This window comes from Paenibacillus wuxiensis, from assembly GCF_040195695.1.
Classification (GTDB): Bacteria; Bacillota; Bacilli; order Paenibacillales; family Paenibacillaceae; genus Paenibacillus_B; species Paenibacillus_B suaedae.
In genome coordinates this window covers 94,968-109,827 of the sequence record NZ_JBEFZI010000005.1, presented here as the reverse complement: position 1 = coordinate 109,827, position 14,860 = coordinate 94,968, and the positions used below count along the sequence as shown (strand labels likewise).

The 14,860-nt window shown below is 46.5% G+C and carries 10 protein-coding genes; 9 read left to right on the top strand and 1 reads right to left on the bottom strand.

Features of this window, described 5'->3' with window-relative positions; translation table 11 throughout:
• Positions 1-158 precede the first annotated feature (158 nt).
• Both ABN764_RS12190 and ABN764_RS12185 read left to right on the top strand, forming a co-directional pair.
• A complete protein-coding gene (locus ABN764_RS12190; RefSeq protein WP_315746221.1) occupies positions 159-1,133 on the top strand; it encodes a MerR family transcriptional regulator in 975 nt (324 codons plus the stop codon).
• On the top strand, positions 1,130-1,960 hold the full coding sequence (locus ABN764_RS12185; RefSeq protein ID WP_446672023.1) for an alpha/beta fold hydrolase: 831 nt from the start codon (positions 1,130-1,132) through the stop codon (positions 1,958-1,960). Before ABN764_RS12190 ends, ABN764_RS12185 begins: the two co-directional genes overlap by 4 nt.
• A gap of 408 nt (positions 1,961-2,368) precedes the next feature.
• Here the strand turns inward: ABN764_RS12185 and ABN764_RS12180 are convergent, their stop codons facing one another.
• Complete coding sequence (locus ABN764_RS12180) at positions 2,369-3,604, bottom strand: stalk domain-containing protein (RefSeq protein WP_446672248.1); 1,236 nt, start codon at positions 3,602-3,604, stop codon at positions 2,369-2,371.
• A 305-nt stretch (positions 3,605-3,909) separates the two neighbouring features.
• On the opposite strand from ABN764_RS12180, the gene ABN764_RS12175 reads away from it, so the two are divergent.
• From ABN764_RS12175 to ABN764_RS12145, 7 genes are all read left to right on the top strand, one after another.
• A complete protein-coding gene (locus ABN764_RS12175) occupies positions 3,910-5,388 on the top strand; it encodes an aldehyde dehydrogenase family protein (protein WP_446672022.1) in 1,479 nt (492 codons plus the stop codon).
• Positions 5,389-5,606: 218 nt separating this feature from the next.
• Positions 5,607-5,903 (top strand): hypothetical protein, encoded by a 297-nt coding sequence (locus tag ABN764_RS12170; protein WP_021252770.1) that lies wholly within the window; start codon positions 5,607-5,609, stop codon positions 5,901-5,903.
• 92 nt (positions 5,904-5,995) lie between these two features.
• Complete coding sequence (locus tag ABN764_RS12165; RefSeq protein WP_175560755.1) at positions 5,996-7,171, top strand: response regulator; 1,176 nt, start codon at positions 5,996-5,998, stop codon at positions 7,169-7,171.
• A gap of 302 nt (positions 7,172-7,473) precedes the next feature.
• Positions 7,474-12,630 (top strand): SpaA isopeptide-forming pilin-related protein, encoded by a 5,157-nt coding sequence (locus ABN764_RS12160; RefSeq protein WP_446672021.1) that lies wholly within the window; start codon positions 7,474-7,476, stop codon positions 12,628-12,630.
• A gap of 166 nt (positions 12,631-12,796) precedes the next feature.
• A complete protein-coding gene (locus ABN764_RS12155; RefSeq protein WP_021262161.1) occupies positions 12,797-13,180 on the top strand; it encodes a GntR family transcriptional regulator in 384 nt (127 codons plus the stop codon).
• Positions 13,177-14,043: an ABC transporter ATP-binding protein gene (locus ABN764_RS12150; protein WP_446672020.1), complete on the top strand. Its 867-nt coding sequence runs from the start codon at positions 13,177-13,179 to the stop codon at positions 14,041-14,043. Before ABN764_RS12155 ends, ABN764_RS12150 begins: the two co-directional genes overlap by 4 nt.
• Complete coding sequence (locus ABN764_RS12145) at positions 14,033-14,680, top strand: ABC-2 transporter permease (RefSeq protein WP_021252776.1); 648 nt, start codon at positions 14,033-14,035, stop codon at positions 14,678-14,680. Before ABN764_RS12150 ends, ABN764_RS12145 begins: the two co-directional genes overlap by 11 nt.
• Positions 14,681-14,860 lie beyond the last annotated feature (180 nt).

Here is a 14,860-nt window from a genome sequence, read left to right as displayed (position 1 = left end):
CGTTGGTATCTATAAGTATAATGTCATAATCACAGCCTTCCGTCAATGTTCTCCTGAGTCTGTTCTTTCTGCTATCCCGAATCCATTACCAAGAAAACGATTGACTCTCCCGTGACGGGAGACTCTATACTCGTAATAGAGAGAAGGGAGACATCAGGATGGAAGGATACTATTCAATCGGGGAAGTATCAAAACGGACTGGCGCAACCGTTAAAACGATTCGTTATTATGATGAAATTCAACTGCTGCCAGCTTCAAAGCTCAACTCCACCGGATATCGCTACTATAACGATGAAGATATCGCCCAGCTGGAGCTTATCTTATTACTGCGATACCTTGGCTTTGCTGTTCAGGAAATCAAGCAAATGCTGCAGCATGATATGCCAGTGTCCACTTCAATCCAGTGGCAGCTGGAGGCTATAGAGCAGCAGATCGAGCATTTAGGACGAATGAAGCAAATTCTTGTTCATGCCCAAGAGCAGCAGCATCGGGGAGCTCCACTTGCTTATCTGCACGACATTGCAGACATTGTCCATAAAAGCAGTCGGCAGCGGCAGCAATTTATCGCTAGCAAGATGCAGCATGCACTAAGTGCGAAGCAGCTGCCCGATCGTTGGCGAGAGCAAGTTCTTACCGCTTGTATTGGGTTCGTCCCGAAGGAGCAGGAGCTGACTGAGGATCAGCTTCACGCATGGTCAAGGATGAGTGCCATGCTGGACGACCCTGCCTTTGTCCAAGAAATAAATCAGAAGCTTAAACCATATTGGGATGCGATATCAAGCCAACAGCTTGACCCTTCCCCGTGGGGAGAGCAATATGTGACAATTACGAACACAGTCCTTGCCCTAATCGAAGCTGGAGAGAACGAGTGCAGTACAAAGATGCAGCAAGCCGCGCTTGATTACGTGTCGCTCGTCACCGGATCCACACCGCCTATTACACTGGATCTAGTGCGCTCCTTCCTCGAGCATGGGGAGGCAATGACTTCAGAGCGTGTTCAGCAATGGTGGGAGCTGGTTACTGCACTCAATCCATCGCTTGCTCCGCAGGCGCGAGCGCAACATATGATTGCGCGGACATTGGCATATATGGCCGGTGAATCTAAGTGGACGGCTGGAGGTGAATCAACATGACCATGGTTGATGCACAGCGTATTCCTGTTGCTGATGGACATATACATATCGCTTCCTATGGCATGAATCACGAGGAGCCTGTCATGCTGCTCCATGGCACCGCAGCCTATCATTATTGCTGGCGCATCGTAGCCGAGCAGTTAGCATCACAATATCGCATCTACTGTCCTGATTTGCTTGGTTCTGGGTTCAGCGATAAGCCGCGGACAGCCGCATACAGCAAACGAGCACAAGCTAAGCGAATTCAGACTGTTATTGAAGCGCTAGACTGCGGTTCTGTCCATCTTGTCGGCCACTCCATGGGCGGTGAAATCGCGGTACACTTAGCCTTGCAGGCTCCTCATCTGGTGCGCAGCTTGACCCTCGTCGCTCCCGACGGCTTCCGCCGCGGTGTAGCCTCACCTGTGAAATGGGCTGCCCGCAAAGGCTGGATGGAAGGTATATTTCGTGGGGCGATGAAGCGCCAGTTGAAGCCGGGCACGCTTGCTCGGATGCTTCGTTTGCCACTGGAGCATATGACCCCTGCATTTATGGACAGCTGGACGAAGCCCTATCAGGATCCGAATATTCCTTATGTCATTGCCAAGACATTGGCTGACGACGATACAGGCGCCATCGCGCCTCGAGCCTCGGAGATCGCCACTCCCACGATGCTGATCTATGGCTCAACCGATAAGATGATTCCAATGCGGGTGTTCCGGCAATATGAACAGACAATACCCGGCATTTGCACAGAAATATATGACGGATTCGGCCACGTTCTTATGGAAGAATGCCCTGATCGGCTGGCAGCATCTATTCGTTCCTTTATCGACAAGATCAAATGAGGCATGATAAGTGGAAGCAGATCTACTTGTAACAAGAGAGGCACACAGTAACGCTGGTTGTTAGAATGCCAATAAGTTGTATAGAATACAACTTACGAAATCTGTTCGTAGGAAATAGACAGGTTATGTTGTATAGCATGCAGCATTTTTCCGTGGCAGAGGACAAATATGACCCGCTCAAAAAGGCTCTTGTTGCACAGTGTGCAGCATTGACCCGAAATCGGCCCTATTAAGCTCAACATTCTTGCATTTCATACAACACAACATGCCGGAAGCACACCCATCATTAAAAACAGGGGTGCCCCGAAGTCATGACTTTCGGAACACCCCCATAAGGAATTTATAGGATTGTGTTGTACAACACGCTCTATTCCAATAAAAAATGATAAGTGCTTGCTCGATTTCCTGTTACGATTTCAACGGAATTATATTTTTGTCGATCTGTGCTTTAGAGGATTCCCCAATGAGTCCTAATCTCCAAAATGCCGTTCCCTTCAGTTGATGACGCTTCGCAAGTCCAATCACGCTGCTAATCGTTTTCTCGTTCTCACTCCAAGTAGAAATGCCTAATACCAGCTTCTCCTTCGGTACTTCCTTCAGAGCAAGCTTAATCGCCCCATTTACTTGATCCAATGGCTCTGGTACATTCCCTTTTGTATATTCATACGCCATAATAATGAGATCATCTGCTACTGTGGCCAATGTCTTATAGTCATATCCTTGATAGGCTCCATTCAATGGATGAAGCGCAAGAGAGAGCTTGAGATCAGATGCCTTAGTCTTCTGGGCCAAACGTGTAACGAACTCATTAAAGTCCCGCTTTGCCTTCCCAATATCTCCAGACAAGCCCAACCCTTCAAAATCAAGCACGATGCCGGAGAAATTTTTGTCCGTTGCAAGCTGCACAATATCCGCAATCGCCTTATCGCGAAGCGCCGAATCCTCTAGCATTTTCGTCAGCTCGTTCTTCCGATCTGAAGCAAATACCATGAGATACGGACTAGTTCCTTCCTGCTTTGCCTGATCCACTATCCCCTCAGGTGTTATTTCTCCTGCAGCTTGGGGCCAATAGAAGTCTTTACCGCTCGTTGTGATCGTTCCATCTTCTTGAAGCCTTGCCCAGCCAAATCCCACAGTATCAAATTGAGGGATATACTGGCGCTCGCCGAAAGCTTTTACCGCATAAAAGGCCATACTGTACATCTTCTTCGGCGGTGACTGCAAGGAGACGACTTTCGTTTTCTGATCCCAGGATACTTGTGCACCGAACTGCTTACTGAAAAAGCTGAGCGGAATATAGGTCGTTCCGGTACGGGCGAACGGCGCTGCATTCAACTGCACGGCCTGTCCATTCACTTTGGCTGTCTTCTGGTTCAATTGCAGAACGACTACCTTCTTCCCATCTGCAGCCATTTGATTCGCCGTTACCGTCTTATCTTTCGCATTCCACAGCACTTCGATGCCGAGCGCTTCTGCGATTCCACGGAATGGAACCATCGTATTCCCCTGTACAATAATGGGCTCTGCCTGAAAATCTAGCGGATAGTTATCCAGCATAATCTTCGTCTTCATAGATTGACTGTTCCCAGCCGCCTCTGCGATGCCTGCTTGCTGCGGAAGAAGCAGCGTAGAGGTCAACAGCATAGACAACAGCGAACAGATAAGAAATCGCTTTTTCAAGAAAGCTCCCTCATTTCTTACAAGATTATGAGAGCGATTGCTCTATTACTCTCTCATTCGGATCTATTTTAACTTATTTCTCAATAGAATTCCTGTACTTCCTTAATGTTCCAGTCCATTCGCAAGCCTGTCGCTCCACTTCTGCAAATCAGTCTCTATTTACATCAAAAATATCTCAATGGGCATGATCCGCTGCCCGCCGGAATACATATGAGATGTACAAGTTATTAACCACTGTACCAATTCCAAATAGAAGGAGTGATTGCATCTTGTCACAGATTCAGATCAGTCCTAAGGTAGAAGCATTCTTGCAAGGTACGAAAAAGCTGTTCATCAATGGAGAATGGACAGAATCCGTGAAGAATAACGTATTCTCCTCTATGAATCCCGCAACTGGTGAAGTGCTGGCTGTTGTTGCCGAAGCGCAGGAAGAAGACGTCGACAGAGCCGTACAAGCTGCTCGCGATGCCTTCGATCATGGTGAATGGTCCCGCATGAGTGGAGCTGATCGCAGCCGCCTTATTTACAAGCTGGCAGACTTGATTGAATCGAACAAGCAAGAGCTTGCAGAGCTAGAAACATTGGATAACGGCAAGCCGCTCCGTGAAACACTTGCTGCCGATCTTCCTCTCACCATCGAGCATTTCCGATACTATGCTGGCTGGGCAACCAAAAATGTTGGACAAACGATCCCGACGGCCGGCAACTTCCTCACCTATACGAGACATGAGCCTGTAGGTGTAGTAGGACAAATCATTCCGTGGAACTTCCCACTACTGATGGCTGCTTGGAAGCTGGGCGCCGCGCTGGCCACTGGCTGTACGGTTGTCCTGAAGCCAGCTGAGCAGACGCCGCTGTCAGCACTCTATCTCGCACAGCTTATTCAGGAAGCCGGCTTCCCGCCGGGCGTCGTGAACGTCATTCCAGGCTTCGGCGAGACAGCTGGTGCTCCGCTTGTCCAGCATCCACATGTTGATAAGATTGCCTTCACAGGATCAACAGTAGTAGGCAAATCCATCATGCAAGAAGCTGCCTACTCCCTGAAGAAGGTTACCCTTGAACTTGGGGGCAAGTCGCCGAACATTATTCTTCCTGATGCTGATTTGTCCCGCGCAGTCCCTGGAGCGCTCAGCGGCATTACCTTCAACCAAGGGCAAGTGTGCTCAGCAGGCTCACGGCTATACGTGCAGAAGAAGCTCTATGATAACGTTGTTGCTGACCTCGCTTCCAAGGCGAAGCGCATTCGTGTTGGAGCTGGCTTGGACTTAGACACGGAGATGGGGCCTCTCGTGTCCTCCGAGCAGCATGATGTCGTCCAGCGCTACATCGAAGCAGGCAGAGCAGCTGGCGCTGAATTGGTGACGGGCGGAAGCGTACCCTACAATCAAGGCTACTTCGTCGAGCCAACGGTGTTTGCACAGGTTGATCCGCAGATGACCATTGCTCGCGAAGAAATCTTCGGCCCAGTTATTGCAGCATTGCCGTATGATACGCTGGATGACTTGATTGAACAGGCTAACCAGTCCGACTACGGCCTTGCGTCTGGCGTATGGACACAGGACTTGAAGAGCGCCCACTATCTTGCCAGCAAGCTTAGAGCAGGAACCGTATGGATCAACTGCTACAACGTTTTCGATGCTGCCGCTCCATTCGGTGGCTACAAGCAGTCAGGAATCGGACGTGAAATGGGCTCCTATGCGCTAGACAATTACACCGAAGTGAAGACGGTATGGGTGAATCTTGATTAATGCTGCATTTCTAACCCTTGGCATGACATGACAGTTATCCAGCTGCCAGCAGCTAAATAAGAAGGGAAGGCCGGTCTCTAGGAGTCGGTCTTTTTCCTACTGGTCTGACAAGCTGGGACGGCTCATTCTATTTCAGCAGTCGAATTCAGATTTTGTTCAGCCAAATATGATTGAATAGAACTAACGAGTACGACTATGACTGCTGGAGGAATGCGAACATGCTATTATCCATCATTCAACAAGAAGCACTTGAGCAGGCAAGACGACATGGAGGACGGCTCATTCGCTGGAGTGGAGGATGTTGGACATATGAGGGAGCAGCTATTTTAGAAGAGGATGATCACAGCAAAGCATTCCCCGAATGGCATTGCACCACCAATACGATCTTCGCCTTGGTACGGCGCGGTTACCTGTTGATGGAAGATTGGCGGAGCTGTACACTTGTTGAATCACTCCCAAGCTTGAAGTCTATTAATATGCGGGCTATTCTGGAACATAGGCACTTGAAATCGTAACACGGCTATTCGCTATTTGTAGAAAGCTTATATGCAGCATACATTCTCCCTGCGTATTCAGAAATAGAAATAGAATGGGGGCTATCTTAACAATGGGACTGCATGCCATAATTGTTGATGATGAGCGACTCGCTCTAAAGAAAATGGAAAAATTGCTGACGGAGCAGACCGGAAGAAATAAAATTGAGCGATTAATGGCTTGCTATAATCCCTATGATGCAATTGAAATTGCACAGCGGGAGCAGCTCCACGTAGCATTTCTAGATATTGAAATGCCGGAGATTAACGGGTTCGAATTAGCCGAACGCCTGCTGCAAATTCATCCACAGCTACATATTATTTTTGTGACGGCCTATCAAGAATATGCGGTCAAAGCATTCGAGCTTAATGCGCTTGATTACCTACTAAAGCCGGTTCACCACAATCGGCTGGCATTGACCTTGCAGCGGCTTACCTCAACGAATCCGCATAATGGGGCAGCTCCTGCAATCAGCCATGAGCGTACACCCCAGCTGACATTATGCTGTCTGCAAAGCTTGCACTATATCGATGCGAACGGCGCTGCACAGCGATTCCCTTGGAAGACGCTGAAAGCCCAAGAGCTATTCGCGTATCTGCTCTATTACCGAGAGAAAACCGTGAATAAGCAGGTGCTGATGGATCTGCTGTGGCCGAATTATGATACGGAACGCGCTACGACGCAGCTGCACACGGCCATTTATCAAATTCGGAAAATGATCAAAACCGCAGAACTCGATATAGAAGTCAAATATAAAGACGAAGGATATCGTCTGGCGTGGGGCGCATTGCGACTTGACGTGGAAGAATGGGAGAACTCTGTTCGCGAAGCTCCCTTACTGCAGAGGGATACCCTAGCGCAGCATCTTGCCATCTTGAATGCATACACAGGAGATTTCCTAGAAGAGCATCGATATGGCTGGGCTGAATACGAATGGGAGCGCATACGAACGATCTGGTTGAACCATGCCGAGGTAATTGCCCAATACTACCTTTCGGATGAAATGTACTCAGAAGCTACTCTGATCTATCGCCAAATTATTGACAAGTTCCCTCATATGGAGCATGGTTACTTCGCGCTAATGAACATTTATGCCTCTCTGAATCACTCAGCCGAAGTACGCAAGCTGTACAATCATCTGACAAGCAGGCTCGAAGAGGAGTATGATACGGCCCCTAGCAAGGAAATTATCGACTGGTACCATCAATGGATGATGGAATCAGCGCAAGCTAATGGATCTGTAATCTAGCAGCTGCTCAGCACATACACCGACCAACGCCTTACCCATCCCGATAACCTATCGGGATTTTTTTGTGTAAACTGTGTTTCTTCATTTTAATATAGTCGCCATATAATCCTTGTACGCCCCTCCACCTTTCTCATTTCCGCACAAAAAAATGTCAAGCAAATCTGTTTAACATACCATTTCGTTGGGTAATTTCACATGTCAGGAAATGTTTTCTGAAACTTTCATTTGGTTTGACAAAACTGAATCCTTTAGTAGACAATGATTCAGTTGCAAAAAAATTTAAAAAATAGGAGATTCTAAGAATGAACAACCTTAGAAAGACATTATACGGTCTCTTAGTAGTCGCTATTATGTTGAATCTTGTTCTGCCTCCCACGCTTGTTCAAGCGTATGATGGGTTGCCGAATCAATTGTTCAATACCGGAGATCGTAATGCCACAAGCGTTACCGACCTCACTTACGGCAAGGATCCGAACAATGGCCAGGATCCCAGCAGCGTGACGAAGGTTACTTACGGGGCAATTACAGACAATATTCTTACTTCCGTGTCTATAACGGATGCGAAGGGGAATAATATTTCATCTATTCGTCCAAATCTGAATGAATATGTGAATATAGACTATACTTGGAAGCTTCCAGCCGGTCACCATTACGGCGCTGGCTCGACCTTTACATTCCGACTTCCAGACAAGTTCCAGTTATCGGCTCCAATTAAGAATCAACCTTTGAATAAAGGTGGAATCGAATACGGCACCTTTGACATTACATCGGACGGTCAAGTAACCTTCACGTTCAATGAAGAAATTGAGGATGGTCAAGAGCTGATCGGCGATTTCTTCGTATGGAGATATTTCGACGAGAAAAAGTTTGAAGGTGGAACCCAGCAAGAGATATCTTTTGATATTCAAGGGAACTCCAGCTTCGAAATCCCAATTCATTTCAACAAAAATCCGAACAGCAAAGAGATTACGAAGCGTGGCACGGCCAATCGAACAATCAATCCTACGGAAATCGAATGGGTTGTAGACTTCAATACAAGTGAAGACATTATCAATAACGCTATCTTCACCGACATGCTGCCAGACGGCTTGGAAATCGATATGAGTTCGATTACAGTACATAAGCTTGACGTTCAATTGAACGGAACGGTTAAAGAAGCTGAGCAAGTAGCTTACCTCCCCGTACGCGAAGCCAATGGCTTCAAAATCGAGCTGGGCAATATTCAAAATGCCTATCGAGTGAAATACAAAACGAAAATTACCAAGACAGAAGACAAACGCTATACCAATGCTGTTCAGGTCACAGGAGATAATCATAACCCTCTAACGATCTCTTCGAGTGTGGATGTACGATTCAGCAAGCCGCTAGAGAAACAATCGACCGGCTATGATCCTTACACGCAAACGATCAATTGGAAGATTGAATACAATTACAACGAGCGTGAAATTGACCAAACGAAGGCTTGGATTGCTGATGTTTTTGACACGAAGGTTCAAGAACTCAATGTGGATTCATTCGTAGTGAACGAAATGTCTATTGACGATAACGGAAAAGCAACCGTTGTCAGACAACTGGGCAAAGATGAATATTCGGTCGTAAAAACAACCGATGGATTTAAGCTGCAATTCAAAAATAAAGTAACGAAAGCTTATTCCATCGTATATTCGACCAAATCCATTGACCGGGTTTATGAAAATGGAAAAATCAACAATAAAGTCACGATGCATGACAACACCTCTAAAGAGGCATCGAGAGACATTTACCCTGTCATCTTCTTCAAGGGCCATGACGATGTTAACTATGCCAACAAAACGATTGGTTGGTACCTCACCCTTAATCAAGACAACAAGGTGATGGAAAATGTCGTCGTAGAAGATATATTCAAGACGAGAGGTTTGACCATTGATCAGAAAAGCCTTGAGGATAGCTTGACGGCTGCTGGATTTACCAAAGATAAGGATTATACGATCAATTATGTAGTAGATCCTACAAATTCCCGCTATCATAGCGGATTCAAGATTACATTTACATCGAACATTACTTCTAGTCTAGTTATTCGGTATCAGACTACATTCGATCCAGTTCTAAATAACGCCAGCTACACAAATAGTGCGACTCTGAATTGGGAAGAAAAAGGCGTATCTCAGAAGCCTATCACGAAAGAGGATACCGTTACACCAGATGGCTATACGAAGAACAACGGGAATAAAAGAGGTACTTACGATGCCCGCACGAAGGAAATTACGTGGACGATCGATATCAACTATAACCTTCACCATATCGATAAAGCCGTACTTCGCGACTTTTATACCGGCGAGCAGACATTCGTTGACGGATCTTTGACGGTACACGAATTGATTTTGTCGGGTGGAGCAAATGGTGTTCAAGAAGGCAGCATTACAAACGATTATACATTCGAAAAGAAAACGGAAAATAATAAATCGGGCTTCGAATTAACGTTCAACAACCCAATTGACAAGGCTTACCGAATTACCTACAAGACAAGCCTTAACAATCAATCTGTCGTCAAAACCTACAGCAATGGCGCTACATTGGAGGATAAATCGACTTCCAAAAAAGTATTTGACGGCTCAGCTTCTGTGTCACCGCAATACGGCGATGAGTATGTATCCAAGACAGGTGTCCAAGGTAAAGGGGAACAATCGGACATCGCGTTCTGGATCGTCAACATTAATCGCAGCCAATCGCACATCAAGGCCGGTTCGGTCCTGACAGATACGTTGTCTGCCAGCCAAAAGCTTGTGCCCGAGTCGATTAAGCTGTACGAAACGACCGTGTCACAGAACGGAACCTTGACTAAAGCTTCCACGCCAATGGATTTGGAGCAAGTTGCGGAATTGAAGGTCGATGGCAACAAGCTTACGCTTACCTTCAAGGCAGAACTGGATAAAGCTTACGTTTTAGAGTATCAATCCTTTATTGATGCCGATAATGGCGAGAATTTAAGCAATAAGGTATCTTTTGAAGGTCAGTCCTCCGGAACGGTAAACGGCAATGAATCATCAAGCATCAAAGTTGAATTCGCGGGAGCCGGAGGCGGAGCAAGCACCTCCAGCCGCGGAGAGTTGAAAATCAAAAAAGTCGATGCAGCTACAGCAGCGCTGCTGGAAGGCGCGAAATTCGGATTGTACGATAAATCGGGAACGATCCTGCTGCAAGAAGCTGTAACGGATCAAGACGGAATCGCAACATTTACTGATTTGCGATTTAGACAATACAAAATTAAAGAGCTGGCCCCTCCTCCAGGCTACTTGCTGCCGCAAAAGCCGGAGCAGGTCATTACACTGAGCAAGGATGGCCAGGTCGTTACCATTAAGAACATCAAAATCGTAAGAGATTTTGAGCTCACGAAAGTAGATGCTGAAAATAGATCTAAGCTTCTTGAAGACGCTGTATTCAAGCTTCAGCGGTTTGATGGGGTCGGATATGCAGATGTTAATGGGTATACGAACCTTCCTACGAAAAAGTACGGTAAGTTGAAGCTGACGGATCTCCTTCCAGGTCAATATAAACTGGTCGAGGTTCAGGCTCCCGCTGGGTATATGCAGGAAGCTAAAGAAATTCCATTTACCATTGATGAAAACCAAACCATACAAAAAACAGGGACTGTGACAAATAACCGAATCAAAGGCTCTGTTGAACTGACAAAGGTAGATGACGGCAAGCCTGCTTCACCTCTTGCTGGGGCTGAGTTCGAGATTCAAGATGCTAAATCGGGTAAAGTCGTGCGCAGCAAGCTGATTACCGGAACAGACGGTAAGGTGAGCACGGGCAACCTGGATATCGGAAGCTATCAATTTGTCGAGAAGGCTGCACCTAAGGGATACAAGCTCATTACAACTCCATTGAAATTTGATATTACAAATGAGAGCAAGATTGAACTTACATTTGTAAATGAAAAGCTTCCGGGATCCTTGAAGCTCTTGAAGATTGGAACAGGTAAAGCGACCAAAGGGTTGAAAGGTGCGCAGTTCCGTCTCCTTGATGAGAACCAACAGCCTCTCCTTAATAAGGACGGCAAGCCATTCCCGATTCAAACAACAGATCAAGATGGTCTCATTATCATTCCTGATCTGAAGCCGGGCACTTACTTTGTTGAAGAGACTAAAGCTCCAAATGGCTATCTCATTGATAAAAAGCTGACCGAGTTCACGATTACGAGTGAGAAAGAAACGCTCGTTACTGTCGAAAATACTCTTGAGCCTCTTCCAGGCTCCTTGAAGCTCTTGAAAATTGAAACGGGCAAGAAGGATAAAGGGCTTGAAGGCGCTCAGTTCCGTCTCCTTGACGAGAACCAGCAGCCTCTTTTGGATAAGAACGGTAAGCCGTACCCAATTCAGACTACGGATAAGGATGGACTTATTCTGATTCCGAATCTGAAGGTGGGCACTTACTTTGTCGAAGAGACTAAAGCTCCAAATGGCTATCTCATCGACAGCAAGCTGACCGAGTTCACGATTACGAGTGAGAAAGAAACGCTCGTTACTGTCGAGAATACTCTTGAACCTCTTCCGGGCTCCTTGAAGCTCTTGAAGATTGAATCGGGCAAGATAGATAAAGGGCTTGAAGGTGCTCAGTTCCGTCTCCTTGACGAGAACCAGCAGCCTCTTTTGGATAAGAACGGTAAGCCGTACCCAATTCAGACTACGGATAAGGATGGACTTATTCTGATTCCGAATCTGAAGGCGGGCACTTACTTTGTCGAAGAGACTAAAGCTCCTGATGGCTATCTCATTGATAAAAAGCTGACGATGTTCACGATTACGAGTGAGAAAGAAACACTTGTTACTGTCGAGAATACGCTGAAACCAATCGAGCCAATTGCCCCGGTTGATCCAGTTGATCCTATTGATCCAGTCGATCCGGTTGACCCAATCAATCCTGTTGATCCGGTTAATCCAGTTGATCCATCACATCCTGGTGACAATTCGAAGGAACCGACTGACAATGGCAACAACAAGCCGGACAAGCCTATCAATCCAGAGGAACCAAACAAGCTAGAAGAACCTGAAGATAGCGGCAGCATTCCTGGCCACATCACAGAAGAAGGATCTAATAAAGAGCCTGAGAAAGAAACGGGCAATGAAACAGGCGACAAGCCAAATAAAGAAACGGATTCAGGCAACGAGACTGGTGACTCTGGTAAAGAGTCCGATAAAACGGATGGCAAAGACTCCGGCGATAGCAAGGATGACACCGCCACTGACAATGGGTCGAACGAGAAGTCCGAAAATAACGGAACATCGGATAAAGTAAAAGATAAGAGCACAAGCGATAACATCACCAACCGTGAACAAAACCGGAAGCAAGATAAATCCGACAAAGTGCTGCCGAAAACAGGCGAAGACAGTCCGCTGCCTATGCAGCTTGCTGGACTGGCACTTGTCATGCTCGGATCCGTATTGTTCGCCATTCGCAAGAGATGGATGAAATCTTAATAGCAGCTATTCCAGACCGACCCCAACTTATGGGGTCGGTTTTTCTATCCCCTTCCACCCAAAAGAGGATTGATATTTCGGGCATGATCGAGTAAAGTAGTAACTGTGCATACTGTGTATCTATCTAATATACAGTATGCACAGTTTCGAGCAAAGAGGGTATTTTATGAACATTATTATTAAGAACGTGTCCGACGTTCCCTTATATCAACAGATCAAGGATCAGATCAAGGACGCGATTCTGCGCGGCGATCTGAAGGAAGGCGAACTGCTCCCCTCCATTCGCTCACTTGCGAATGATCTGCATGTCAGCGTACTAACGACCAAGCGCGTATACGCTGAGTTGGAGGAAGAAGGATTTATCATGACGAGGGCTGGGAAGGGCTCGTATGTGGCGCCAGAGAGCCAAGAGCTGCTGGCAGAGTCCAAGCGTCATCTCGTGGAATCGAAGCTCGCGGAGGCATGGCAGCTAGCCCGGACACTAGATATTCCGAAGGAAGAACTACGTGAAATGATGGAACTGCTATTTGTAGAGGAGGATGAGCAATGAGCAATCTATTGGAAGTAACGAATGTTAACGTTCAATTTGAACACTTTCGTCTGAACAATATTAGCTTCGCCCTACAAGAAGGCTGTATTACTGGATTTATTGGAACGAACGGTTCAGGGAAGACGACGACCATTAAAGCCATTCTAGGACTCATTCAGAAGAACGCGGGCAGCGTTTCGTTTCTGGGGAAGGAAATGGACAAGCATGAGCGCGATTTGAAAAACCGCATCGGCATCGTATTTGATGAAGGCTATTTCTATGATGATATGACGCTGTCGGAAATGAAGAGCATCATCGCCCCCGCCTATACGAACTGGGATGAAGCCATCTTCCAGCGCTATATCCAGCGCTTCAACCTGCAGCTGAATCAGAAGATATCGACCTTGTCCAAGGGCATGCGCATGAAATATGCCATTGCACTCGCCATGTCCCATCATGCCGATTTACTCATTATGGATGAGCCCACGAGTGGTCTTGATCCCCTCATCCGGAGTGAACTGATGGAGCTTCTATTGGAGTTCATGAACGAGGAAGGAAAGAGTGTCTTTTTCTCCACACACATTACGTCTGATTTAGAGAAGATCGCAGATACCCTGTTGATGATCGATCATGGGGACATCTTATTTCACGAAGACAAGGATGCATTGCTGGATTCACATGCCCTTGTGAAGGGAGACAAGAAGCTGCTGAATGAGCGCACAGAATCCCTCTTCTTATCTCTACAGGTTACCGCATACGGATTCGAAGGCATTACGCGCAGCATTCCCAAAGTGCGGCAGTTGATGGGCAACGTGCATATGGAGAAGCCGTCCATCGAGTCCATTATGCTGGCTTACATAGGAGGTAATCGACATGCTCATTAATCTGGTCAAAAAAGATCTCATCCTTACGAAAAAGTATTTGCTGGTCATGCTGCTATTCGCCATCGGTGGACCTCTATTTATATCTTATCGGATGCCACTGAGCGGAAATGGAAACATCAGCTTTCTTATTACCGTACTCTTTATGGAGTTTATTCTATTCAATACCGTGTCTGTATCGGAGGAAAAGTATAAGGGGGCCTCGCTGCTGTGTGCCACTCCCTATACACGCAATGCGCTAGTCAAGGCTAAGTATCTGCTCGTTCTCACCATCTTTATTGTGAGTCTCGGCCTTTATACAATCACATCCCTTGTCGTTCCACAACTATTAAGCCGGTTGAGTGTCTTGGGCGTAGGGACGGCCTTGCTGCTCGTCAGCCTGTACTTGGGCGTGTTGATTCCGTTGCAGTACAAATATGGTTATGAAAAAACGAAGTTCATATCTATGATGATCATATTCGTGACCCCCTTCATCACTCCAGTGATCATGAAGTGGTACCAGTCTCGGCCTGTTTCCATTTCGATCTCGCTTCCACTTCCACACGAGATTCAGCAGTGGATTCCAGGTATCATTGCGCTTGCCATTGGCATCGTGTCTATGATGATATCGATACGTATTTATGCAAGCAAGAACTTGTAATTGTTCGTACAAGTCGCAAGCTAAGATAGTAAACAATACATCTTAAGGCGAGGGACAATCCCCCCGCCTTTTGTCATTCAATAAGCATGTGGACGTCTACCACTTTTTATGGAAAAATGGTAATCTGCCCTCATCGAGGAGCCTCGACAATTCTAATCCCTTGTTCTTCAATTTCTGCAG

What these genes read in the sequence shown, in the direction of transcription:
- ABN764_RS12185 (WP_446672023.1), top strand. Translation starts at nt 1,130, where the DNA reads ATGACCATGGTTGATGCACAGCGTATTCCTGTTGCTGATGGACATATA.
- ABN764_RS12170 (WP_021252770.1), top strand. Translation starts at nt 5,607, where the DNA reads ATGCTATTATCCATCATTCAACAAGAAGCACTTGAGCAGGCAAGACGA.
- ABN764_RS12165 (WP_175560755.1), top strand. Translation starts at nt 5,996, where the DNA reads ATGGGACTGCATGCCATAATTGTTGATGATGAGCGACTCGCTCTAAAG.
- ABN764_RS12155 (WP_021262161.1), top strand. Translation starts at nt 12,797, where the DNA reads ATGAACATTATTATTAAGAACGTGTCCGACGTTCCCTTATATCAACAG.
- ABN764_RS12180 (WP_446672248.1), bottom strand. Translation starts at nt 3,604, where the DNA reads ATGCTGTTGACCTCTACGCTGCTTCTTCCGCAGCAAGCAGGCATCGCA.
- ABN764_RS12190 (WP_315746221.1), top strand. Translation starts at nt 159, where the DNA reads ATGGAAGGATACTATTCAATCGGGGAAGTATCAAAACGGACTGGCGCA.
- ABN764_RS12160 (WP_446672021.1), top strand. Translation starts at nt 7,474, where the DNA reads ATGAACAACCTTAGAAAGACATTATACGGTCTCTTAGTAGTCGCTATT.
- ABN764_RS12150 (WP_446672020.1), top strand. Translation starts at nt 13,177, where the DNA reads ATGAGCAATCTATTGGAAGTAACGAATGTTAACGTTCAATTTGAACAC.
- ABN764_RS12145 (WP_021252776.1), top strand. Translation starts at nt 14,033, where the DNA reads ATGCTCATTAATCTGGTCAAAAAAGATCTCATCCTTACGAAAAAGTAT.